At 56.8% G+C, this 22,469-nt stretch carries 16 protein-coding genes, 1 tRNA gene and 2 pseudogenes; 10 read left to right on the top strand and 9 right to left on the bottom strand.

Annotated features, from left to right (window positions below; translation table 11 throughout):
• The first annotated feature begins 138 nt into the window (after positions 1-138).
• The gene (locus AC0V60_RS02830; protein ID WP_486177039.1) at positions 139-1,353 is read left to right on the top strand and encodes a glycosyltransferase family 4 protein; all 1,215 of its coding nucleotides are present in this window, start codon (positions 139-141) and stop codon (positions 1,351-1,353) included.
• Positions 1,354-1,444: 91 nt separating this feature from the next.
• Here AC0V60_RS02830 and AC0V60_RS02825 read toward each other — a convergent pair whose 3' ends face one another.
• A complete protein-coding gene (locus tag AC0V60_RS02825) occupies positions 1,445-2,119 on the bottom strand; it encodes a PadR family transcriptional regulator (RefSeq protein WP_486177038.1) in 675 nt (224 codons plus the stop codon).
• Between the two features lie 115 nt (positions 2,120-2,234).
• Here AC0V60_RS02825 and AC0V60_RS02820 point away from each other — a divergent pair.
• Both AC0V60_RS02820 and AC0V60_RS02815 read left to right on the top strand, forming a co-directional pair.
• Positions 2,235-3,607 (top strand): annotated as a pseudogene (locus tag AC0V60_RS02820) (replication-associated recombination protein A).
• A complete protein-coding gene (locus AC0V60_RS02815; protein ID WP_486177037.1) occupies positions 3,604-4,506 on the top strand; it encodes a hypothetical protein in 903 nt (300 codons plus the stop codon). Before AC0V60_RS02820 ends, AC0V60_RS02815 begins: the two are co-directional and overlap by 4 nt.
• A 112-nt stretch (positions 4,507-4,618) precedes the next feature.
• Here AC0V60_RS02815 and AC0V60_RS02810 read toward each other — a convergent pair whose 3' ends face one another.
• Positions 4,619-5,029: a TM2 domain-containing protein gene (locus AC0V60_RS02810; RefSeq protein ID WP_486177036.1), complete on the bottom strand. Its 411-nt coding sequence runs from the start codon at positions 5,027-5,029 to the stop codon at positions 4,619-4,621.
• Positions 5,030-5,239: 210 nt separating this feature from the next.
• On the opposite strand from AC0V60_RS02810, the gene AC0V60_RS02805 reads away from it, so the two are divergent.
• From AC0V60_RS02805 to AC0V60_RS02795, 3 genes are all read left to right on the top strand, one after another.
• Positions 5,240-5,315: transfer RNA gene (locus tag AC0V60_RS02805), tRNA-Thr, on the top strand.
• Between the two features lie 253 nt (positions 5,316-5,568).
• Positions 5,569-8,658, top strand: a complete 3,090-nt coding sequence (locus AC0V60_RS02800; RefSeq protein ID WP_486177035.1) for an AAA family ATPase — start codon at positions 5,569-5,571, stop codon at positions 8,656-8,658.
• 42 nt (positions 8,659-8,700) lie between these two features.
• Entirely contained in the window at positions 8,701-10,002 is a 1,302-nt protein-coding gene (locus AC0V60_RS02795; protein WP_486177034.1) for a cytochrome P450, read from the top strand.
• Between the two features lie 7 nt (positions 10,003-10,009).
• On the opposite strand, the gene AC0V60_RS02790 is transcribed toward AC0V60_RS02795, so the two are convergent.
• From AC0V60_RS02790 to AC0V60_RS02780, 3 genes are read right to left on the bottom strand one after another with little or no spacing between them, the layout of a single operon-like run.
• Positions 10,010-11,656, bottom strand: coding sequence for a Dyp-type peroxidase (locus AC0V60_RS02790; protein WP_486177033.1), 1,647 nt, complete (start codon positions 11,654-11,656; stop codon positions 10,010-10,012).
• Positions 11,640-12,599 carry a hypothetical protein gene (locus AC0V60_RS02785; RefSeq protein WP_486177032.1) on the bottom strand — a complete coding sequence of 320 codons (960 nt, stop codon included), beginning with the start codon at positions 12,597-12,599 and terminating at the stop codon, positions 11,640-11,642. The genes AC0V60_RS02790 and AC0V60_RS02785 overlap by 17 nt, the downstream gene beginning before the upstream one ends.
• Complete coding sequence (locus AC0V60_RS02780) at positions 12,592-13,296, bottom strand: hypothetical protein (protein WP_486177031.1); 705 nt, start codon at positions 13,294-13,296, stop codon at positions 12,592-12,594. Before AC0V60_RS02780 ends, AC0V60_RS02785 begins: the two co-directional genes overlap by 8 nt.
• 89 nt (positions 13,297-13,385) lie before the next feature.
• Here AC0V60_RS02780 and AC0V60_RS02775 point away from each other — a divergent pair, with 89 nt between their 5' ends.
• A complete protein-coding gene (locus tag AC0V60_RS02775; RefSeq protein ID WP_486177030.1) occupies positions 13,386-14,081 on the top strand; it encodes a Crp/Fnr family transcriptional regulator in 696 nt (231 codons plus the stop codon).
• A gap of 238 nt (positions 14,082-14,319) precedes the next feature.
• Here AC0V60_RS02775 and AC0V60_RS02770 read toward each other — a convergent pair whose 3' ends face one another.
• From AC0V60_RS02770 to AC0V60_RS02760, 3 genes are all read right to left on the bottom strand, one after another.
• Positions 14,320-15,735: a DUF1501 domain-containing protein gene (locus tag AC0V60_RS02770; protein ID WP_486177029.1), complete on the bottom strand. Its 1,416-nt coding sequence runs from the start codon at positions 15,733-15,735 to the stop codon at positions 14,320-14,322.
• 13 nt (positions 15,736-15,748) lie between these two features.
• Complete coding sequence (locus AC0V60_RS02765; RefSeq protein WP_486177028.1) at positions 15,749-17,605, bottom strand: DUF1800 domain-containing protein; 1,857 nt, start codon at positions 17,603-17,605, stop codon at positions 15,749-15,751.
• 130 nt (positions 17,606-17,735) lie between these two features.
• Positions 17,736-18,968 carry a saccharopine dehydrogenase family protein gene (locus AC0V60_RS02760; protein ID WP_486177027.1) on the bottom strand — a complete coding sequence of 411 codons (1,233 nt, stop codon included), beginning with the start codon at positions 18,966-18,968 and terminating at the stop codon, positions 17,736-17,738.
• Between the two features lie 88 nt (positions 18,969-19,056).
• On the opposite strand from AC0V60_RS02760, the gene mobA reads away from it, so the two are divergent.
• Entirely contained in the window at positions 19,057-19,674 is a 618-nt protein-coding gene (gene mobA / locus AC0V60_RS02755) for a molybdenum cofactor guanylyltransferase (protein WP_486177026.1), read from the top strand.
• Position 19,675: 1 nt separating this feature from the next.
• Here the strand turns inward: mobA and AC0V60_RS02750 are convergent.
• Positions 19,676-20,577, bottom strand: a pseudogene (locus AC0V60_RS02750) (LysR family transcriptional regulator).
• A 118-nt stretch (positions 20,578-20,695) separates the two neighbouring features.
• On the opposite strand from AC0V60_RS02750, the gene AC0V60_RS02745 reads away from it, so the two are divergent.
• On the top strand, positions 20,696-21,505 hold the full coding sequence (locus tag AC0V60_RS02745; RefSeq protein WP_486177025.1) for a CmcJ/NvfI family oxidoreductase: 810 nt from the start codon (positions 20,696-20,698) through the stop codon (positions 21,503-21,505).
• A gap of 19 nt (positions 21,506-21,524) precedes the next feature.
• A complete protein-coding gene (locus AC0V60_RS02740; protein WP_486177024.1) occupies positions 21,525-22,454 on the top strand; it encodes a hypothetical protein in 930 nt (309 codons plus the stop codon).
• The last annotated feature ends 15 nt before the right edge of the window (positions 22,455-22,469 follow it).

Genomic DNA, 22,469 nt, shown 5'->3' with positions numbered 1-22,469 from the left:
TACAGAGAGCTCGCGCGGCGTTGGGACCGCGTGGCCCGGAGCTGCATTTAGAGACACCGCAAAACAAGTCAATGAACATTAGTGCGCAAATGGTGGAATGTGGTAACGCGCCGATGAATCGCTTACATAAAGTTTCCCATGCAACCTTCTGATCTCCGAATTGCCCTTTTCAGCGGCAACTACAATTACACCCGCGACGGGGCGAATCAGGCGCTTAATCGCCTGGTGGCAACCTTGCTTGGCAAGGGTGCGAAGGTGCGCGCCTATGCGCCGACTGTGACCGAGCCAGACTTTGCCCCCACGGGCGATCTTATCCATGTGCCCAATGTGCGAATGCCTGTGAAAGGGCGCGGGGAATACCGATTGCCGCTGTGGCTGGGGAGCAAAGTCAAACGCGATCTGGTAAGGTTTGAGCCCAACATCGTGCACATCGCCTCGCCGGACCCGGCAGGCCACGCCGCGCTTAGGTGGGCGCAGGAATACGATATTCCGGTGATATCTTCTGTCCACACAAGGTTTGAGACCTACCCGCGCTATTATAATCTGGCTTTCCTTGAGCCGTTTATCATCAGAATGCTCAAGCGGTTCTACAACAGCTGCGATGCTCTTGTGGCCCCTTCGCAAAGCATGATTGACGAGCTTCTGGCGATGGGAATGCACAACGATATCAGCTTGTGGACGCGCGGCGTCGACCGCACGGTGTTTGCATCTGAGAAACGCGATATGGAATGGCGGCGCTCTATCGGACTCGCGGACGATGACGTGGCGATTGTCTACCTTGGCCGGCTTGTGATGGAAAAAGGGCTCGACGTTTTTGCCGATACCATCATCAATTTGCGCAAACGCCAAGTGCCCCACAAAGTCCTTGTGATCGGCGATGGCCCCGCGCGCGAATGGTTCGAAGGCGCGCTTCCCGGAGGCATATTTGCAGGGTTCAAAACAGGCGCAGACCTTGGCCAGGCGCTTGCAAGCGGTGACATTTTCTTCAACCCCAGCGTCACCGAAACCTTTGGCAATGTGACATTGGAAGCCATGGCCTCAGGGCTCCCCGTTGTGGCGGCAGGCGCAACCGGTGCCTCCAGCCTTGTCACCGATGGACAGACCGGACGGCTTGTCCCGCTCATAGGCAAAAAAGGTTCACAAACGCCGTGCAGCGAATCATTGGCCGAAGCGATCGCGCCCTATTGCACAGATGAAGCTTTGCGCCTTGCCCACGGGGCCGCGGGCGAAAAACGCAGCCTTGAATACAGCTGGGAGGCAATCAACAGCATTGTCGCCGACACCTACATCAGGCTTGTCGAGGAGCGCCGCGCGCTGCAGGAGGCAGAGGCCGTAGCCCTTGCAAAGGCGTAATTATCTGAGCGCGCCCCTCGCCTCCTGACGCCGTGCGAAGACAAACAGCACGGGCGGCAGGCCGGCAAATGGCTTCAGCAACATCGCCGGATCACATGCGCTCAATACGCTTGGCGACCTCATCAATGATATCGACGATTTCATTCATGACGGTCTGATTGAGCTTACCCGCTTTCGCCCGGTTTTTGAGGACCGTGCCAAGATTGCTCATCGCGCGGAAAAGATCGGGTGATTTCTCCTTGATCTTCTCGGTCCGCTCGCCGTGTTCGCCAAGGCGCTCCATCAAATCGGCGACTTCATCCGCGCGGCTTTCCAGCTCCGCCTTGCCATGCTTAGTGGCTTTGAAAGGCTTCTTACTGCCGCCATCTTCACCGCTGGCCTTGGCCTTTGCAGGCTTAATCATGCCCTCTTCTTCGAGCATTTGCAGCGTCGGGTATACGGCGCCCGGTGACGGCGCATAGCTGCCGCCGGTCATATCTTCGATAGCGCGGATAAGCTCATATCCGTGACGCGGTTCGCGTGCGATCAGTGCCAGCAATGCGAGACGCAGTTCGCCCGTGCCGAACATCCGGCCCCGGCGCTGGCGGCGTTTGGGACCATCATGCCAATCATTCGCGCTTTCTTTGGCTCGTCGATTGGCCTGACGATTGGATTCGCGGCGCGCACGGCGCTCCCCATTTTGCCAATCGGCGGTCGCAGATGCCGCCATCATCGCGAGCATAGGACCAAACTTTTCCCAGCCGCCGCGCTCAGAGTTCCAAGACATTTCTCTTCTCCAGATATTTCTTACATGACTTAAGATATATCTTTGATCTATCACTTCAAGAAGGACCCGCTATCAAAGTGGCATTTCCCGACGAACGCCTTATGCGGGTCTGCGAATGGCTGATTTGTTTGAAGACGACCTGCCGCAAGGTGTTGCTGGCGAGACTGGCGCGGAGCCGGATAAGAGCGTGCACGGCGATGCCCCTCTTGCCGACCGTCTGCGCCCGCGCATGCTTGCCGAGGTTATCGGACAGGAACACCTTACCGGCCCTGAGGGCGCGATTGGACGAATGGTGGCGGCGGGCAAGCTTGCGAGCATGATCCTTTGGGGACCGCCTGGCACCGGCAAAACCAGCATTGCGAGATTGCTCGCTGCCAGTGTTGGCATGCGGTTCCAGTCGATAAGCGCTGTGTTTTCAGGTGTCGCTGACCTCAAGAAAGCCTTTGCCGAAGCAGACAAGATGGCGAGCGCTGGCCAGAAGACACTGCTGTTCGTGGACGAAATCCACCGCTTCAACCGCGCGCAGCAAGATGGGTTTCTGCCATTCGTGGAACGCGGGACCGTCACATTGGTGGGCGCGACCACAGAAAACCCCAGCTTTGCATTGAACGCTGCGCTTCTAAGCCGCGCGCAGGTGCTCATCCTTGAGCGTTTGGGGCATGAGGCCTTGGGCGCGCTGCTTACCAGAGCGGAAGGCTTGGAAGGCCCCTCCCCCTCACCGATGACGCACGCGCCGCTTTGATCGCAAGCGCAGACGGCGACGGGCGCTTTCTTCTGGGGCAGGCAGAAACGCTCTATAATGCCAAGCTTCCCGATGCGCTTGATCCTAAAGCTCTCAGCACCTTCCTCCAACGCCGCGTCGCCGTCTATGACAAAGACCGCGACGGGCATTACAATTTGATCAGCGCGCTGCACAAAGCGCTGCGCGGGTCCGATCCGCAGGCCTCGCTCTATTACATGGCGCGTATGCTGACCGCTGGGGAAGAGCCGCTCTATGTGCTGCGCCGTCTAGTGCGTTTTGCGAGCGAAGATATTGGCCTCGCTGACCCGGGGGCGCTCACGCAGTGCCTCGCTGCAAAAGACGCCTACCAATTCCTGGGCAGCCCCGAAGGCGAACTCGCCATTGTGCAAGCCTGCCTCTACTGCGCCACCGCTCCCAAATCGAACGCTGCCTATGCCGCGCAAAAATCTGCCTTCAAAGCTGCACGCGAGACGGGAAGCTTGATGCCGCCTGCCAATATCCTCAACGCGCCGACCGCGCTGATGAAAGATATTGGATACGGTAAAGGGTATTCCTACGATCACGAGGCGGAAGACGGCTTTTCCGGCGACAATTATTGGCCGGACGAACTGCCTCCGCAAACCTTCTACGAACCGGTGGAGCGCGGCTTTGAACGCAAGGTGAAAGAGCGCATCGACTATTGGAACAGGCTTCGCGAGGAGCGCTCGTCCTCAAATAGCGAAGCGGTAGGACGCAAAGACGCATGAGGGAATGGGATCACTTCCTCGCCATTGATTGGTCAGGTGCCAAGGGTAATCGCCACAAGGGCATTGCCTTAGCGCTGGCGACCAAGGCCGGTGAAGCGCCGGTGCTGGTCGAGCCCCCAAAAGGCGGATTTTCGCGGCAAGACGTATTGGAAATCTTGCGCGATGATCTGCCGGTCAACACGCTTGTGGGAATTGATCTGGGGATCTCGCTGCCCTTCAACGATTGCGGCGCGTTCTTCCCCGGTTGGGACCGCAGCCCCAGCCACGCCAAGAAACTCTGGGCGATGATCGACGCGGTCTGCGATGCCGAGCCGCATTTGGGCGCAAACAGCTTTGTCACTCACCCTGATGCGCGCAAATATTTCCGCCACGGCAAGAACGATGAAGGCGAGCACTTCCACCTCCCCGATGCCATCAGCAAGCAGGGACGATTTCGCGAAGCCGAGATTGCGCAGTGGCGCCAGAAATGCCGTCCGGTGAGCAATTTCAACCTCGTGGGCGCAGCGCAAGTGGGCAAAAGTTCGCTCACTGGCATGCGTATGCTGCACCAATTGCGCGGACATTTGCCGGTGTGGCCGATGGACAAGGTTCCCGAGAAGCGGGTGCACAAAGGCGGCTCTATGCTGTGCGAAATTTACACCGGCCTCGCCTCGCGTGAGGCGGCGGCAAAAAGCGGATCGCGCACCAAATTGCTGACGTACGCCGACCTCAACGCAGCGCTTGAGGCGCTTGGCTGCCCGCCAGTGGATGAAGTAGGCGAGATCGACGACCACTCGTCCGATGCGCTCCTCACCGCCGCATGGCTGCGCAAGGCTGCGAGCGAGGAAAGACGCTGGGAACCGCGAGCGCTCACCGCAGAGATCGCGTGGACAGAGGGCTGGACGTTCGGGGCGTTTTAGTTTGGGCACCCGCATCCGCGGGCACCTCCTCGCTAGACGGGCAGACAAGCTGCCCCCGCTGCGGACGGGTGGTCACCCTTGCGAGCGCTTGCGCGCCCGATCTAGGTTTGGCTTACCGATACAGCTTCGAAAGCGGATCGCGGCGCTCTTTGCGGTAGCCGGTCTGCTTCAGATCATCGAGCATCGCTTGGCGCCGGCTATCTGTTTCGCTGAGCAGCTCGCGCGGTGCTTCTTGCGGCCCGGACTTGGGCGGCTCGGTCCCATAGATCATATCAATCGTCTTGAGATTGTGTTCATTGATCATCTCAGGGATCAAAAACGCATCAATCAGCCACCAGAAAAATGTGACCACAAAACCAACGACGGAAAGCGACAGGAGCAATTGCGCAAGTCCAGAGCCTGTCTTGCCAGCATAAAAGCGGTGCACACCCAGCCAGCCGAACAAAAGCCAAAGGAGATAGGCGGTCCCTTTCGACTTTTCATTTTGTTCAAATACGATTTGTTTGTGCGTTTGGTCGTTCATTGGCCCAGTCCCAGAGTTGGGCTTACGATGTATCGTAGCGTCCAGAATGACAAGCAGCCGGAACCCAATTGAAGCGCCTCTTCGATGAATGGCAAACAGCGTTCTGCCAATTCAACGCAAAAGTGGGTGGACAGGAGGGGGCTTTGCGGCTAGCGGGCCTTCTCGCGCATGATGACAGTGAATCGCTGGCATATTCGCGTTACAAAATGGGCCGGCTTAGCTCAGTTGGTAGAGCAGTTGATTTGTAATCATCAGGCCGCGCGTTCGAATCGTGCAGCCGGCACCATTTTCCGCTTGAGTTTGATCAGTCACGCGTGTCCCGACACCGCCGCTGAGGAACAAACGCAGCCATACCCAACTTGGTCCCAAACTGGCCCCAAACTGGTCTCGCATAAGCTTCACGGTCGCATCTCTGGATCGGTCGAAAAAGCTCTATTTCAAGCGCGGTTGAATTTCAGATACATCCGCTGCGAGCCGCATATGCAATTGTTTTCGAAAAAGCGCTTTTGAACCGAGGCATTGCTGGTTATTCAAGGGAGATGGGTTGCGCAGAATGCCAAAATGAACGCCTGAAGGGGCATAAGTTCTGCAGCAATTGCGGGACAAAGCTTGCAGCCGCGCCCCAAGCCATCGCAAAACCAGAGACAGAGCGCCGCCAACTGACCGTTCTTTTCTATGATCTCGTGGGATCAACCGAGCTTTCGACCAGCGTTGAACCTGAGGATTTCCGAGAGGCAATCGCCAATTTTCACGAAGTCGCGTCGGAGGCAGTGCGCCCATTTGACGCGTTCGTTGGCGCGCATGTGGGTGATGGGGGTATTATATATTTCGGGTATCCCGTGGCCCGCGAGGATGCCGCCGAATGCGCGATCCTGTCTGGTCTTGCACTGATCGAAGTGGTCTCAAAAATCACCCTGCCCACTGGCGAGAAGGCCGCGGCCAGGGTCGGCATTGCGACCGGCACAAGCATCGTTGGACGCATTGAGGATGGAGACACGGGCAACAGCGCTGCTGGCAGGGTCACGAGCCTTGCTGCCCGCTTGCAATCCCATGCGGGCGCAAATCAATGCGTGATCTCAGAGGCCACCCGCCGGCTTGTGGGCGGTTTGTTTGAACTGGATGATCTGGGCGTTATCGAGGCCAAGGGATTTGCCGAGGATGTGCATGCGTTTGGCGTTGTGGCGCGCAGCGAGCGTGACCGTTTTCGGGCCTTGCGAAGCGGTGCAGGATCATCGCTTATTGGCCGCGAGACGCAAACATCGCAGCTCCAAAGAAAATGGGATGAGACGTTAAAGGGCAATGGCCAGACCTGCATGGTCGTGGGCGAGGCCGGTGTCGGAAAATCGCGGGTGGTCGCCGATTTCATCAATTCGCTCGACCATGCAAACCTCACGTTCATCCCGTGCTTTTGCGCGCCGCACACAAGACAAGCAGCGCTTAGGCCTTTCATAACCCGGTTCAGAAGCATTGCAGGCGCGGAGGGTCAAAACCCAGCGCCGTCCGCTGAAATTTTGGATACACGCCTCGCGCCCGACACAAGCGCGCTCGACCGGTATCTGATCTGCCAATTGATCGGCCTTGAAAGCGAGGCACCCGACGAAGCTCTGGCGATGACTTCGAACCAGCTTCGCACGGCAACAATTCACACGATCGTTCGCCAAATTGATCTGCTGGCCGAAAATCAACCTGTAGTTGTTCTTCTGGAAGATATGCACTGGGCTGATCCCAGTACCCGTGATCTGGTCGAGCAAAAGCTTGCAAGCGCTGATCTTGGCCGGGTGATGGTGATTATCACAAGCCGGCCGGATATATATGACAGCTGGGATGCGGCGAAAACGATACCCACCCTTGATCTGCCCCCGCTTTCAGCATCAGAAACGCGGGCGTTGATCAATCAAGTGCTGGGTGCGCAGGCCTCCTCCTCCATGGTCGATGCGATCACCGAGCGCGCAGGCGGCATTGCTCTGTTCGTGGAGGAATTGACCAAGACCATCCTCGAATCCGAGGCGCATATCAAAGATGAAATCGCCGATGGGTTTGAGTTGCAATCCACATTCGCATTGCCTGAAACACTGCAAGATTCGCTTCTCGCACGGCTCGACCAACTTGGAGAGGCCAAGCGCATTGCCCAAATCGCCTCTGTTGTCGGGCGCGAATTTTCAAGAGATGACCTTGCAAAAGTAGCGCCAGACCTTGCCCCCTTGATTGAGCGGGGTTGCGCAACTTTGCTCGGCTCCGGGCTCACGGTCCTCCTGTCAGAGGACGCGGAACAGTACCAATTCCGCCATGTTCTCATCCAGGAAATCGCCTACTCCACGCTCGTCAGAGGCGAGCGCCGTGAATACAATGCGCGGATTCTCGAAGCGCTCGAGCAGGATGATAATGAGAGCGCGCCGATAGATGCTGAACGCTGGGCGCAATATGCGTTCGAAGCTGATCTACCCGCACGCGCGGTCCATTATTGGACACTGGCAGGGCAAGATGCGCTCTCGGCCTTTGCTATGAAGGAGGCAGAGGCAAGGCTGCGCCGGGGCCGCGAGCTTATCAATCAGGTCGGTGATCCGAGCGAGCGTTCCAGGCTTGAACTCGATCTGCTGTTGGCGCTGGGCAAAGTGTTGTTGTCTCAGGTGGGCCATGCCAATCCTGAAACCGGCGAAATATTTGAGCGGGCCAAATCCCTTGCGGAAAATTGCGGAGATCGCGCAAAATTGCTGGCCTCTATGCACGGTCTGCAAGCCTACGACCTGCAACTCAGCCGAATTCAAGCCACGCAGGAGCGCGGCGATGAGATGCTCCGCCTCGCCCGGACCTTTGATGACGATGCGTGGCGCCTGATCGGATATCGCAGCCGCGGGATCGCAAGTTTCCCGCTTGGGGATTATCAGCAATGCGCTGATGATCTGGAGGCGGGAATTGACCTGCTTCAGCGAACCGGTGCCGGATTTGCGCGCGAATTTGTGGCGGATGACCTGCTCGCGGCGATGCAAATCTATGCCTCGTGGGGGCAGATATATCTCGGGAAGACCCAGCGCGGGCAGGAACTTTTCGAGGCAGCATGCGAGCGTGCTGCCAAGATCAAACAGCCTTACACACGCGCTTTTGCCCTGGTGGGCCGCAATTACTGCCGGCAAATGCTCGGCGATTTCGATGGACTTGAAGACGATCTCGAGGAATGCATCGCTCTGTGCCAAGAGTATGAACTTTACTATTTTCTTTTAACAGAACAGGTGCATCTGGCGCATTCTCGCGCGCTGCAAGGCGCAACCGATGGTGCCCAGCAACTCCACCAAGCCATTGAGGGATACCGCCAGACAGGCAGCATCGTCTATCAGCCGACCTATAAACATTGGGAGGGGCTCGCCTGGTTAGCGCAAGGCGATCTTGAAAAAGCGCATGTTGCCAATGAATGGGCGATTGAGACCGGGCACAAATATAGCATGAACCATATGATGGCTGAATACTACGGGCTCAAAGCTGTTCTTGAGCATAAGCAACATAGACCATCTGATGCACTTGCAGCTGCCAAGTTGTCCAAGCAGTGGGCCGATGAACAAAGCGCTGCCCTTTCTGAAAAACTAATCAGCACGCTCTGGGAAAAACACGAGTTTTCGAATATGCTTACTGCATAAATGTGCAGCCGCATGAATTTGCGGAGATTTGGGGGGATCATTATGGGCAATGTGGCCACGTTCGGGCGCGTTAAACGGCAAGCAGGGTCTGCTGCAAAGGCTGACAATCACAAAGACAATGGGTTTGACCCGACACTGCTACAATCCGATGGTTTCACCGCGCACCTTGTTGAACGCTTGGTCCGCAACCCTTACAAGATCATGGCGTTTCTTCGCCGCTATGTGCCCATTTTGAAGATCGGCAATTGGGCTGTCATCACCCGCTATGACGATGTTGCAGAGGCGCTTCAAAACGACAAGGCCGTCTCCGTTCCGTTTGGCGACAAGATCAAGGCGCTGAACGCCGGGCCCAATTTCGTCCTCGGCATGGAGGATGGTCCCGCGTATCAGGGATTGCACGCAGAAACGGTGCGGGTCTTCCCGCGTGGGGACAATGAAAAAATTATCGGCCCGCTTGCTTATCAAGAGGCGCATCGTGTCTTGAACGAGGGTGAGGGACGCATTGACGCCGTTCGCGGGCTTTTGACTTTAGTGCCTATTCGGATTTGCGAGGAATATTACGGTCTTCGCATCGAAGACAAAGAGGGCTTCGCGCGCTGGACCATCGCGATGAGCAGCTACATGTTCGGCAATCCCGGTGATGATCCAGCACTCGAAGAGGCCGCCTTTGCCGCCGCGGCGCTTGTGCGTCCTATTGTGGATGAGGCGATTGACCGGGCGCAGGCAGGTCCCGCAGGCGACACCATTGTCGCGCGGCTTGTCCAGCGGCAAAAAGAAGACCCAGCCGCAATGCCTGACAGCATTATCCGCGCCATTGTGATCGGGATGGTGGCGGGCTTTGTGCCCACCAACACGATGGCATCAGGGCATATGCTCGACCTTTTGCTGAGCAAATCCGACTGGATGCGCCAAGCGCGCGAGGCGGCGTGTGCAGGCGATGATGACCTTCTTAAGCGCTGTCTTTTTGAAGCCATGCGGTTCTGGCCGCTCAACCCCGGACCGTTTCGTGTGGCGGGCGAGGATGTGGTGATTGCAGCGGGCACGCGGCGCGAGAAGCTGATCAAAAAGGGCACCAAAATTCTTGTTGCGACCCAGTCAGCAATGCACGATCCGCGCCGGGTCAAAAACCCCGATACCTTCGACCCCGGCCGCGATCAAACCGATTACATGCTGATGGGCTTTGGGCTCCACTGGTGCATCGGTGCGCCGCTTGCCTATGCGCAGATCACACAGACGTTCAAAGCCTTGTTGGAACGTGACAACGTGCGCCGCGCACCGGGCAAGGACGGAAAAATGACCACCTTTGGTCCCTTCCCTGAAAGCCTGTGGGTGCTTTACGATTAAGCTGATATTACGTCGGATCAATCACGCCAATCGCAATCATCCTCAAAGCGGTCATGCTGGGCACAAAGAAATACGCCCCGCCCTTTGTCTCCACGAATTGCGGCATCTTTGATGCGATGTAAGGCGCGCCCTCGTCATCGCTTTCCGGGTCCTTCGGGATCACAAATTTGAGATCATCCACGGGCCGAACACCCAGCAGCGGGCATGTGTCGTTGCCTGCGTTGGAATCCATGCCGTAATTGATCCACTGCTGCTGGACGAATTCAAACTGCCGCTCAAGGCTTGAACAACAGATCAGCATGATAATGCCCCGCTCGCGCTCACCTGCGTCATTGGATGCGTCATAGGGCAGGCCCCGGCGCAATATGCGCCGTCGGTTGACGAGCATCGTGCCCCCGCCATCGGTCGGCCCCAACATATCGCGCGGGTGGACCCGGCGAATGTGCGAGCTTGCCGGACAGGCTGCTCCGTGCTCATCACCGGCATAGATAAAGCGCGACAGCTTTGCCCGCTTCGTCACATCATCCTGATACCGCTCATTGAAAGCGATCCAATCAGCGTAAGTGGGCGCAAGAACCAAAGGCACGCCGTCCTGCCAGCGCCCTGAAAACTTCGCAAACAGTGTCGCACGCGCCTCGTCATGGTCCGCAATCCCGTAAACGCGCGCAAATTCAGGCACGGTTGTGTCGATATATTCCTCGAACAACTCCACCTTCTCTTCAAGCTTACGGTAAGCCATGAAAGTTCCGTTGGTGCTGAACAGGTTTGGCCGCGCGGCTGGCGGCATTTCCTTGGCCTCGTCTGCGTATCCCAGCAGGAATTCGCCTGCTGCAAGAGGCTCCCAATTGTCTTTGTCTTCAACCGCTTCCTGCGTTTTCAGAACACCGGTGAATTTGCCATTTCCGACTTTTCGAACCTCCTCATCGGCCAGCGGGAACTGGCCCTCGAAGACCGGATCGCTGATCCCGTCGACATAGCCAAAATGCTCAAGCGGGACCGGCTTATATTGCCCCGTCTCAGGGTCCTGCATCAGGCGCGCACTCATGTCCTGATAGTTCCGCGCGCCAACTCCGTGCCCTTGAAGGATGCGCACACCGCCCTTGGCGTTGCATTCGCTTCGGATAAGCTCGGTAAGCTCATCCATTTCTGGCACCGGGTTGCCCGTAACCGGGTTCATTCTGGAATTGAGGAGCGCCATGATGTGCACAGCCTCCTTACCTCCTGCCAGATCCTCCGACTTCCAAATATCGTCCCAATTGTCGAGCGCGCCCCGCGGCGAGGTGTCGCCCAAGATGGGCGCTCTTGCCCGCATACCCTGAAGGAATTCCGCAGGCATCATGGAGAGCGTTTTGATCGGCACACCGAGCGCTGCCAGACCGTTGAATGTGAATGCAAAATTCAATGTCACAGGAGGGCGCTCGGGCGGCTCTATGTCGGTGCTGGGTGCATAAGGATTGTCGCTTTTCCAGCGCACCGCCGTTGTCACCCGGTCGTAGAATTTCTCAAGAAACGCGCGGCCCTTTTGACCATCTTTCACATGCAAAAAGATCGCGCGGCCCTTGGGAAAACCCTGTTTGCCGTAAGCGGTCAGGATGTTACCCTGGATATCCGCAAGCCTGAGCGCGATGCGCTCGTCACTACCTACTTTGGTCATCGGTACACCTCCCCTGCTGGATGGCGGGGTTCTGATTTTTGGGCTTGTTGTGTTCAAGATACGCGCCGAACGCTTCGTGGAGCTGGGCTGCCTCGCCCCCTTGGTTTTCGATCACGAACTTCCCAAATGTGCTTTGAAGATGCAGCCCCTTGAGGACTGAAATAAGGTCGGCATCAGGCGGTGATGGAAACGGTCTGTCGCCGTAGGTTTTGAGCCTATGGGCAACAAAGCCGATAAGCCCGCCGAAAAAGGCGACAACGCCGGGGATGATAGCCCACCATCCAACGAACAGGCTGAACAGAAAACCAAAGAATGCCGCCATCAAAGCGCCTGTCAAAACCCCGCCAATCCCGAGGCCTTTAAAGGTGAGAGTTGGAAGGTTCTTTGGCGGCTCAGACCAATAGAAATTGAACGGCATCGTCGTCTCAATCTCGCACCGTTTGATGTAGTCGATAAAGTCAGCAGCGGTTGTGATCTCATCCCTGTCAAAGGCGGCACAGTTGGAGAAAATCTCAACCAGATCCTCCTCCATCACATCCCACAATTCGCGTAAATACACCGCAAGATCGTAATTGCGCGACCCGCTTGGCGCATCAAATTCGGCAGCGAACAGGAGGTAGGGGCTTTCAAGCTCGGTGCGCGCGACGCTGGCCTTGGCAAAGCCGACGGTATCCAGCACCGGGTCAGCCGCCTCATAGCCATTATACCCCAGCCGGTCGATCACAGCGAAACGGGCAAAATGGGTCCGGGTCGATTTTGAGAAAGCGCTGATCTCGCCGCTGTTGTGGCTATGCGGGGTTTGCATAGCGGTGGGCAATTGAGCGAGCGTCTTGCGCAGTTCGATAATAGGCGCTGCACGCCCCTCTTCTTCGCCAACCGTCCACGCACGTCTTACCGGCGCCAAAACGGTGAGGAAATAATATCCGCCATCAATACTAGGCATTGTTATCCTCCGGGCTTGTGAACTCTTTTTGCCAAGCCTCGTTGAACTTGTTCTGGAGAGCGTTGAACTGCTGGCGGTGCTCTTCGGCCTGATCGGTCGAGGTTGAGGCAACAGGCGAGAAGCCTTGCGTGGTCAGATCGTTCTGGATGCGCTTGAGCTTGGTGCGATAGGCGCGCGCGAATTCTTCCGGCGCAGTGCCCGGATCATTGTAAAGCTCCTCCAGCTCAATCAGCGCGGTCCGGACGCGCAATGCCGAGACCACATCGCGGTAAGCAGCACCGGGCGTCGCATTGTAGTAGAAATCGCAATTGATTTGATTGGCGCGGATGTAGCTTTTGAAGGGCGTTATCGGGACAGAGCCGGGATAGCGTGCGTTTTTGTACCAGAAAAGGTCGAGCCCTGTCGGAATGCCATCTGAAAATGCATCAATATATTGGTCCCACGTCCCGTTAAAATTCGACAGAAACAGCATGGTGTCCCGGTCAAGCTTCTCGATATCTTCACAAAGTGTGGGCCATGCATCTTTTGGAATGATCACCCAGCGCGCAAAGTGAATGAATTTAAGACCGATCAATCCGGCCAAAATTCCGGGGAAGCTGCGCCCGAACCGGAACACCCATTTGTTGGCCCACCCCAAACGCTTTGCCAATGGGGTGATCACGATCATCCCATAGGCTTTTCCAGCAACATTGGACACTTAGCCCCCCTCTTTTAACACCCACCTGCATCTTTCCATAGATGACAGGCCTATGGCAAGGGATCGGCCAAGGAATGAGGGGCTCAACAATGAACGCAGACAATAATCTTGAAGATAAACTGCGCAGATTTAACATATTCGAAGAACTGAGCGATGAAGAACTGCAAACTGTAGTCGCTAAGATCTCGGTTGTGCGATTCGAACGCGGGGAGACCATTATTGCCCACGAGGCGCGCGATACCGACGTGTTTTTGCTGCTCGAAGGGCAGGCATTGGCAAACCGGTTTTCGCTGGCGGGGCGCGAGATCAGCTATCGCCGATTGCCAGCGTTTTCGTATGTGGGCGAGCTTGCCGTGTTTGACGGGCAGCCGCGTTCGGTCAATATCGTTGCCTTGTCAGAGGTGGTTATGGGCCGCATCAGCGGTCCAGCCTTTCGCGAGATTATGTTGAATGTGCCAAGCGTGACGAGTGCGCTTTTGCGCGATCTTTCTGGCCGGATCCGCGATCTGTCCGACAGGATTTATGAAACAACCGCAAGCTCTGTGAAAATGCGGTTCTACACCGAGCTCATCCGCACTGCCATGGCGCAAGGCAGCGACGCCGATGAAATCGTGCTTCGCAATCCGCCAACCCATGCCGAATGGGCAGCAACAGTGGGAGGACAGCGCGAGACGATCACCCGCGCGATCAGCGAGCTGACGAGCCTTGGACTTCTGAAAAAACAAGGCAGAAGCCTGGTTATTCCCGATATCAACGGGCTCATGGATCAATGCGAAGAGGTTTGAGCGAAGCTGCCTATCAAGCCAGTAATCTGGAATGTAAGTGGCCCAAAAAAAGCTCCCCGAAAATCGGGGAGCTAAGGCTTCGGGTCGCTTGGGCCAGGAACTCTTGGCCCATGTCTAGTGTGATAGGCATAGGTCCGAAGCGGAGATGTGTAAAAAGTCACCTAAGTGATTTTTCTATGGTCGGCATCGCCTGAAAACGAGGGCTGCAACCAAATAACCCTCTGTTTCGACGAATTAATTACGCATCACCGCCAAGGCGCATAAAGCCAAGATCAGGCGAATTGAAATTGCCAATATTGGGCGAGATGATAGGAATTTCGCCCGGTTCAACGCCAAGCCAACGCGCCAAGGTCGCCGAGTACTCATCAACCGAAGTGGTCGGCAAAAGCCGTCCGCGTCCCACTTGATTATCGTCTTCGACCGAGATTGTCGGAGCGGTCCCGTAGAATTGGCCGCCATTCACCGCGCCGCCAAGGATAAGGTGGTGCCCGCCCCATCCGTGATCCGAACCATCGCCATTCGATACCAGCGTGCGCCCAAAGTCAGAGGCGGTGAAAGCCGTCACCTGATCGGCAGCGCCCACCTCCTCCATCGCCCGGTAAAATGCATCAAGCGCGCTATCGACGCCTGAAAGCAGGCCCTCATGCGTGCCTATCAGCCCATCGTGATTATCAAACCCGCCGGTCGCGACCAGAAAGACCTGACGCGTGACGCCCAGCGATTGACGCGCGGCAATCAATTGCGCAACGATCTCAAGCTGGCTTGCAAGGCTGCCTTCGCCAAAATCTGTGTTGAGACTGACATTGGTGACGGCATCGTCGATGAAGCCCGAAAATTCGATCGAGCGCGCGTTCGCCATGGCATAGTCATTGCCGAACACATGGCCATTTCCTGCGGTGAGGAGCGTTCTTAAGGCCTCACTTGCCGCTTGTGACCCGTAAAGCCTGCGATCAAGAGCCCGGACAGTTATCGCGCCGTTGTTGGATATGCCGTACGGCTGGATCTGGTCGCCCGACAAGAACACTGCATTTCCGGTCGCATTGATCGCAGTGAACATGGAATTTGTGTTGCTGCTTGCCGCCAGATCGCCAATCCGCCCGCCCCAACCTGAAACCGAACCCTCGGGCGAACCCGATTGCCAGGTCGATTGCTGGTCATTGTGGGAAAACAGCTTTGCCGGCCGCGGGAAACGGGCGATGTCATCGCTGTCGAACTGCTGGCGGGTAATGGGAGCGATGAGCGGTCCCACATTGAGCAAAGGCGCCATCACGCCTTGATCAAAGCGCGCTTTCAAACGCGGCATTGTGGGGGCAAGCGCCAACCGCATATCATCGGTCAGCGTCTGCTCTTGCAGCGGATTAAGCACCTGTCCTGCAAGCCCGTCTCGCCCAATCGCAATCGCATCTCTGATCTGAGCGTAGCGATTGTAGTTCGCCGCATCGAACGGAATCAGAGTGTTTGCGTGATCATTGCCGCCAAGCAGAAAGACACACACAAGCGCCTTATACCCGCCAGAGTTGTCGAAGGCCGCCGCATCGCTTAAGCCTGCAAGCCCCATCGCATAGCCAGATGCTGCGCCCATGACCGCGAGCTGGCTTGTGCGGTGCATAAAGGTGCGGCGCGAAATTTCATTTGCTTTGCCAATGTTAAACATGTCTCGCCCTCCCTTACCGCTGGACCAAATAGTCGTTGGACACCATCACAAGCAGCACCGCTTGATGCACCCTTGCAAGCTTGTCCTCTTCGCTGCTGTCGGCCGTGATCGTTTCAGTGCCCAACGCATCGGCAATCGTCGTTTGCGTTTCCTCTGAAAGCTGTCCTGCCGTGAGCAATAAGTTCAGCCGGTCAAGGAGCGCGTTTACGTCGTCTGCGACTGCGATCTCATCGGTGTAGGCCGCCTTTACATCGGACATCCAGAAGCCTGTGCCGTCGATCGAACGCTCCATGAAATTCACATATGAAGCAGCGGTTGTCTCGTTCACCAGCTGAAATTCCGGTGCGACCAAATCGCGTTCGCCGGCCTGGCTGTTTGCGGGGATGAACCCTGGCCTGAAGAAGTTGAACACCGAAGGGGAGCGCAAAGGCGATTGGCTCAGAAACCGTGAGCGATCCGATAAATCACGCATCAACCACGCGGACGTCTCCGATTGAGCCCCGAACGTGCGGCCCCACTGGGCAAAGCGCAGAATAGGCTCACGCAATTTGCCAAACGCGGGGTCTGCGAGGGTGTCTTGCGAAAGAGCCTCTTCGTCGAGAAGGATTGCCTTGAACACCGCGCGAAGGTCACCGCGAACGCCCGATCCATTGTCGTTGAAGGTTTCTGCCACCCGCTGCACATAGGCAGGCGACGGATTGCTTGTGACCAATCGCTGGATCATCTGCTTGCCAAAAAACGGCCCCACATTGGGGTGTTCAAACAGCGTGTCCATTGCGATTTGCAGAGATTCCTCAGCTCCTGTCCCTTGGGCGATGGTCACGCCCAGAAAGCTCTTTTCTTCCAGCGAGTGTTGATCCCCCCGGTTGGGGATATGAAGCTCATTGTCAGCGGTCATCGGATTGCGCAAAAGCCGCGCTTCAGGGATTTCCAGATTGGGCCTGTCAGGAGGTGACTGGACAGAGATCTCGCCTTCGTAGCTGTAATTGTATCCTGTAAAGACCTTCGCGATGCCGGTCACATCGTCATTGTCATAGGTCTCTATCGGATTGCCCGATCCATCGAGCCGCTCTGTGCCGTCAGTGTTGAGTTCGAACAGGCCAATCGAGAACAGCTGCATAACCTCGCGGCCAAAATTCTCATCAGGAACCCGGCCAGAGGCAGGATCGGCTTTCTGATTGCCAAGCGTATTGAGAAACACGCCCATCGCCGCATTCAGCGTGACCTGTTCCAAAACATCGCGGAAATTCCCAAAGGCCTCTGCTTTCAGTATATCCCAATAGGCTCCTATCGAAGTGCTCGGCCAGAACTGGATGTTGTTCATCGAGACAACGAAAAATTCACTCAGCGCCAGCGCCACCCGCTTGCGCACCGAATTGCGGCCTGAGAGAAGCTGGTTCCAGATCATATAATCGCCAGGATCATTTCGGAAGAACCACTGGTCCGCGTTGATATCCTCAAACCCAGTGTCGGTCAGGAATTGCTGCGCGGTGCGTTCGATGGACTGGTTGATCTCGTTATCAAGCCAGCGTTCATACCCTTCTGAACGCATCTCGGTGATATCTCCCACCGAAACCGACAAACCAGCGCGCAATGCGAAACGCGCCGCTTCCTGATCGCTGGCCGGGGTTAAAATCGTGGGAGCAGGTGTTCCCCCTCCCGTAGGCGGCGCCGCGGCTCCACCGCTCCCCGAACCGCCGCCGCCCCCGCACGCAGCGGTCGCCAGAGCAAGCGTCGAGACAGCGGCGAGCGCAGTTCTATTGTTCGGACGTTCTTTAGCTTGATTTTCAAATTCACCCGATGGGTTTGTTTCTACCTCGTTTTCGAGGTCAGACCATTCTTGCAGCTGTAAGCCAGCGTGATCGGTCAAATCACTTCTCCCTCTGTGCACCATGACCCGCGCAAGAGAAAGTGTGCGCATCCATCATGCGTTAGTCAAATCAGTGCGAGACCGGAGGTTGGCCATATGCGGCGGTTAGCCGTGTAAGCCGGTTTGCCTATCAAGAATGAACAGAATCGAACGTCAAACCGGCATATTTGATGAGCCGTTCGCGCAAAGTCGCTCCCATCAAAGACGCCGGTGTCCAAAAGCCCCCTTCGCATTCGCCTTTGCCTGCAACATCCAGAATGCTCAGACCGGCCTGCGTGAGCATTTTTGCGGTTGAGCCATAGCCCGGATCCCTGTCCCCCGTAACGCGGGCGCGGCGCACCTCTCCGCTGGGCAAAGTTGCTGCGAACAAAAGCTTGTAGAAACCGCTTTCCTGCGCTTCGGGCGAAGGCCCCTCACCCGGCTTTGGAAGCAGAAACTTCTCCGCCAAGGCGCGCGTTGGACCAAAGTATAACAATCCCATGAAGCCGCCCATGCCTGCCGTCATCGCAAGCGAGGCGAGGCTGCCTTTCACTCCATCACCCGTCATGGTGTATTCACTGTAGCGGAAATCGCTGCCGTACCGGCTGTGTTGCAGCGCATTGGAGCGGTGCACATTACGGGTGTTGATACCGGCCATAACGAACGGGGCACACCAACTGCCTAATGCTTTGGAATAGTAGCGGACGCGCTCTTCCTGGGGGGCTGTGTATCCGTGATCTTGCGGGCACAGCAGATAGTGATCGGCAAGCCTCTTTTGCAGCGATGGATCGGCCTGTGCCTCTTTTAATACGTTGATCAGGCTAGCGATCGTCCCGCCGCTAAAGCCGCCTTTGGCCGCCTCGACGCCCATCTCGATTTGCGGGGTTGCCGTGCCAAACTCGGCTTCGACTTGCTCCTGAAGGTAATGCACGCCCATGTCAGAAGGAATAGAATCGAAACCGCATGAGTGGACTATCAAGGCGCCGCTCTGTTTTGCCGCCGCCTCATTGGCCTCTTGCATCGCTGCGATCCACTGCGTCTCGCCTGTCAGATCGCAGTAATGTGTGCCCGTCTGCGCGCACACTTTAACCAGCGTATCGCCGTACAAGGCGTAAGGTCCGACGGTCGAAATCACCAAGCGGGACCGCTTGCACATCGCCGTAAGCGCCTCCTGGTCCGCCGCATCGGCGATCACAACATCCAAGTCCTTCGCCGCTTCGCCAAGCTCCTCTTTGAGCTTCGCCAGCTTCGCCTCAGATCGACCCGCAATGGCCCAGCGGTAGCTGCCCGATGCGCCATATTCGCTCAAAACGTAACGCGCTGTGATAGCGCCCACAAAACTGGTCGCGCCAAAAATTACAAAGTCATATTGGGGGGAGTGCATAACGGTCCTCTTGCATCAGCCGGCGCGCGAGACCTTGTTTGAAAGAGCCGCCCTATGCAAGAGAGCGCACCGGAGTTACGAGGTGACGATGGCTGCAAGACACGGTATCCCCAATATTCCAGTGTGTATCCTCGCTGGCGGTACGTCCGAGCGCTTTGGCAGCGACAAGGCCCACGCCCAATTGGCTGGCAAGCCTTTGGCTGAGCATATTCTGGCAAGGCTTCGTGCGCAGACCTGCGCTCCGATTGCGATCAACACCGGACAGGCCGATATGTTTTCGCAGTACAGCGTGCCCCTCATCCCAGATGAACATTGGACCGGCGCTGGACCTCTCGCCGGGATTTTTGCGGCCCTGATATGGGCCCGGCAATGCGGGTTCGATACCGTCATCACAATCGCAGTCGATCTGCCGTTTGTGCCTTGCGACTTCGCCGAGAAACTGACCGCCAATAGCCCGCCAGCAATCGCCGCAAGCGAGGATCATTGGCACCCTGTAAACGGGTTCTGGCATGTTGATCAGCAGGCTGGTCTGGATACCTATTTGCGCTCTGGCAAAAGGTCCGCGCATGGCTGGGCCGAGCAGTGCGATGCTTGCCTTGTCAGTTTCGGTCAGGGCGCCGGGGGATTGGACCCGTTCTGGAACATCAACACACCCGGCGACATGGAAAAGGCTGAGGAGATGCTGAGCGGGCTCACCCAAGTGTAATTCAGCGCTCCCAAACAGGCGGCGAGCCGACGCGTTCGGTCAGAAAGTCGATCATGGTGCGCACTTTGGCGGTTAGTACATTGGATTTGGGGTAGACTAGCCACACGGCCGACCCATCCTTCACCTCATAATCGGGAAGGACGCGAATGAGACTGCCATCGCGCAGCTCTTCATGCACGCTCCACAGCGAGTTCATCGAAATGCCCACCCCTTCCAGTGTTGCAAGCCGCATGCTTGTCCCATCATCGCATTTGATTATACCGCGTGCAAAAGCAGGCGGAAACTCGCACTGCCTTTCCCCCGTAGCGGTCAAAGAACGCGCCTCATTGCCAAAGGCGATCAGGCGGTGGTCCCCCAAATCCTCTGGCGTTTGGGGCGTTCCGCGCTGTTTCAAATACGCAGGCGATGCACACAGCACCCGCGTATCATCGGCAAGCTTGCGGCCCATCAGCGAGCTGTCTTCAATCGCGAGATTGCGCAGCGCGAGGTCATACCCCCCTCAATGAGATCAATGCGGGCGTCTGACAAACGCAGATCAAGGTCGATCTTGGGATAGGCCGCCAGAAACTCTGGCAGCAGCGGCACGATGTATTCTTGCGCAAAGGTGCTGGAACAAGCAAAGCGCAAGGTGCCTGAAACCTCGGCGCTTCCCTTACCCAATGCCGCGAGGCCTGCATCCTCTTGTGCAAGGATCTCTTTGGCGAAGGGCAAAAACTCCTCACCCTCCAGCGACACAGACACCTTGCGTGTCGAGCGGTGAAGCAGATCTGCGCCCACCTCCCGCTCCAATTTCGCAAGCCGTGCGCCCGCCACAGCAGGGGCTAAACCCAATTGGCGACCAGCTGCACTGATGTTGAGAAGGTCAGCGGCGATCACAAAGAGACGCAGAGCATCGGTGTCCATATTATATAGAATATCTAAAAACTGATTATAATTCTAGCCCATTTATATCACCACAAGAGCATTATATTAAGCCCATAACAGCGACGAGCGGAACTCGCAGCTGAATTGGAGACACACGATGCAAAGCCCGGCCACCATTAGCCAAGCGATGATTGATGCAAGCGTGAACTATCACGTGAAAAAAACCGAGCCTCAGAACTTCGAGTTCGATGTTGACGGGATCATCGGCAATCTGGTTTCGCCAGAGCTGGCGAAAACGCCGGTAAAGGTCTCTGACGTGCGTTCTTCCGCGTTTCAGCCCGAGTTTGCCCGCGACGGGCTCGCTTTTTTGAAACGGCCTTCGGTGGTGCAAGACTTTGAACGCGATGACGCATGGCGCGAGGTCTATGATGCAGAGCTCCAAGAACTCCTCACCATAGAAATCGGCGCCAAAGAGGTCATTGTTTTTGACCACACGGTTCGGATCGACGACCCCGCCGCCCCCCGCCGTCCAGCGCGCAATGTTCACAATGACTACAGCCAAGCTGGCGCTGAAGAACGTCTCATCGACCTTGTGGGTGAGGCCCGCACAGAAGAGTTTCATACGGCCGGATATGGCTTTGTGAATGTGTGGCGTCCGGTAGAACGGGTGATCACTACATCGCCCCTTGGCTTCATCCGCCCCTCATCGGTGAAGCCGGGTGACTGGATGGATATTGGCCTCGTCTACCCCGACCGCTTTGGCCAGATTCTGGGCGTTGCGGCGAATGACGACCACGAGTGGTTCTATCAATCCGCCATGACGCCGGACGAGATTGCCGTGTTCAATATCTACGACAACCAGGGCCGCCCGCAGCTTGCTCACAGCGCGCTCGACCTACCCGGCGATGCGCAAGCCACCGCCCCCCGCAAAAGCATCGAGAGCCGCACACTTGTGCGTTATTCCTGAGAAATGAAAGGCACACGATATGTCTACAGCCACGAAACTAGATAGCGCGCTTGAAAAGGCCCGCACTGTCCTTCGCCCCAGCCGCGAAGAAATGCTCGCACGCGCCCCTAGCGTACACCACTTTTGGAACACCAATAAGCGCACCTTTGAGGACGCTTGGGCTCAGTGGGAGGCCGAAAATGGCCACAACGGCATCACCCTTGACCGCTCGCTCTATTCGCCTGAGCTTTTGAAGGCGGTCGAGGCAGCATGGGACGATCCCAGCAAGGAGCTTGCTGTTGCTGACCTGTTTGAAGAGGTCTTCCCCGGCGTCTACAAAGCGCAGTTCTTCAACCCGGAAAAACTGGGCGAGCTGCGCGAGTATATGGCGCGCGTGGCCGATGCAGGCATACCCATGCGCCCGCCTTACGGTATTGTCCTCAACAAAGGGGGCGGCATGCTTGACCCGCGCTCGGAAGGGTACTTGGCAGCGCCCACATTCCAAGCGTTCTACCGCGACCTGATGGACCATTTTATGCGTCCCATAGCACGGCTGCTGTTCCCCGATGTCTATGGCTATGACAGCCAGACCTTTGGTTTTTCGATCCAATGGCAGGAGGGCGGCGACAAGGATCTTCGCGCGCATACCGATGCCTCGAGCGTCACCTTGAACATCAACCTCAACCTCCCCGGCGAGGACTATGAGGGGTCAGCGGTGCGCTTTATGGACCCTTTCACAAAGCAAATGGCCGATCTGACGTTTGAGCCGGGCGTGGCGCTCATCCACCACGGCAGCGCGATGCATGCCTCCAAACTCATCAAGAAGGGCGAGCGGCACAACTTTGTGCTCTGGCTCTACGGGGAGCATGGCCAGATCCCGTATCAGCACGGGGGCAATGTCCAGCCGGTATCGGCGCAGAAGCGTTGGAGCGTGCCCACCATCCCCTCAGACGGCTCAGCCCCATTCTAACCATTTCACCCTCAA

This window comes from Erythrobacter sp. S259, from assembly GCF_057364965.1.
The sequence above is the reverse complement of the archived record's forward strand: the minus strand, read 5'-3'. Positions and strand labels throughout refer to the sequence as shown.

Excerpts from the sequence above, each read along its gene's own strand:
- AC0V60_RS02830 (WP_486177039.1), top strand. The coding sequence starts at position 139 with ATGCAACCTTCTGATCTCCGAATTGCCCTTTTCAGCGGCAACTACAAT.
- AC0V60_RS02825 (WP_486177038.1), bottom strand. The coding sequence starts at position 2,119 with ATGTCTTGGAACTCTGAGCGCGGCGGCTGGGAAAAGTTTGGTCCTATG.
- AC0V60_RS02815 (WP_486177037.1), top strand. The coding sequence starts at position 3,604 with ATGAGGGAATGGGATCACTTCCTCGCCATTGATTGGTCAGGTGCCAAG.
- AC0V60_RS02810 (WP_486177036.1), bottom strand. The coding sequence starts at position 5,029 with ATGAACGACCAAACGCACAAACAAATCGTATTTGAACAAAATGAAAAG.
- AC0V60_RS02800 (WP_486177035.1), top strand. The coding sequence starts at position 5,569 with ATGGGTTGCGCAGAATGCCAAAATGAACGCCTGAAGGGGCATAAGTTC.
- AC0V60_RS02795 (WP_486177034.1), top strand. The coding sequence starts at position 8,701 with ATGGGCAATGTGGCCACGTTCGGGCGCGTTAAACGGCAAGCAGGGTCT.
- AC0V60_RS02790 (WP_486177033.1), bottom strand. The coding sequence starts at position 11,656 with ATGACCAAAGTAGGTAGTGACGAGCGCATCGCGCTCAGGCTTGCGGAT.
- AC0V60_RS02785 (WP_486177032.1), bottom strand. The coding sequence starts at position 12,599 with ATGCCTAGTATTGATGGCGGATATTATTTCCTCACCGTTTTGGCGCCG.
- AC0V60_RS02775 (WP_486177030.1), top strand. The coding sequence starts at position 13,386 with ATGAACGCAGACAATAATCTTGAAGATAAACTGCGCAGATTTAACATA.
- AC0V60_RS02770 (WP_486177029.1), bottom strand. The coding sequence starts at position 15,735 with ATGTTTAACATTGGCAAAGCAAATGAAATTTCGCGCCGCACCTTTATG.
- AC0V60_RS02760 (WP_486177027.1), bottom strand. The coding sequence starts at position 18,968 with ATGCACTCCCCCCAATATGACTTTGTAATTTTTGGCGCGACCAGTTTT.
- mobA (WP_486177026.1), top strand. The coding sequence starts at position 19,057 with ATGGCTGCAAGACACGGTATCCCCAATATTCCAGTGTGTATCCTCGCT.
- AC0V60_RS02745 (WP_486177025.1), top strand. The coding sequence starts at position 20,696 with ATGCAAAGCCCGGCCACCATTAGCCAAGCGATGATTGATGCAAGCGTG.
- AC0V60_RS02740 (WP_486177024.1), top strand. The coding sequence starts at position 21,525 with ATGTCTACAGCCACGAAACTAGATAGCGCGCTTGAAAAGGCCCGCACT.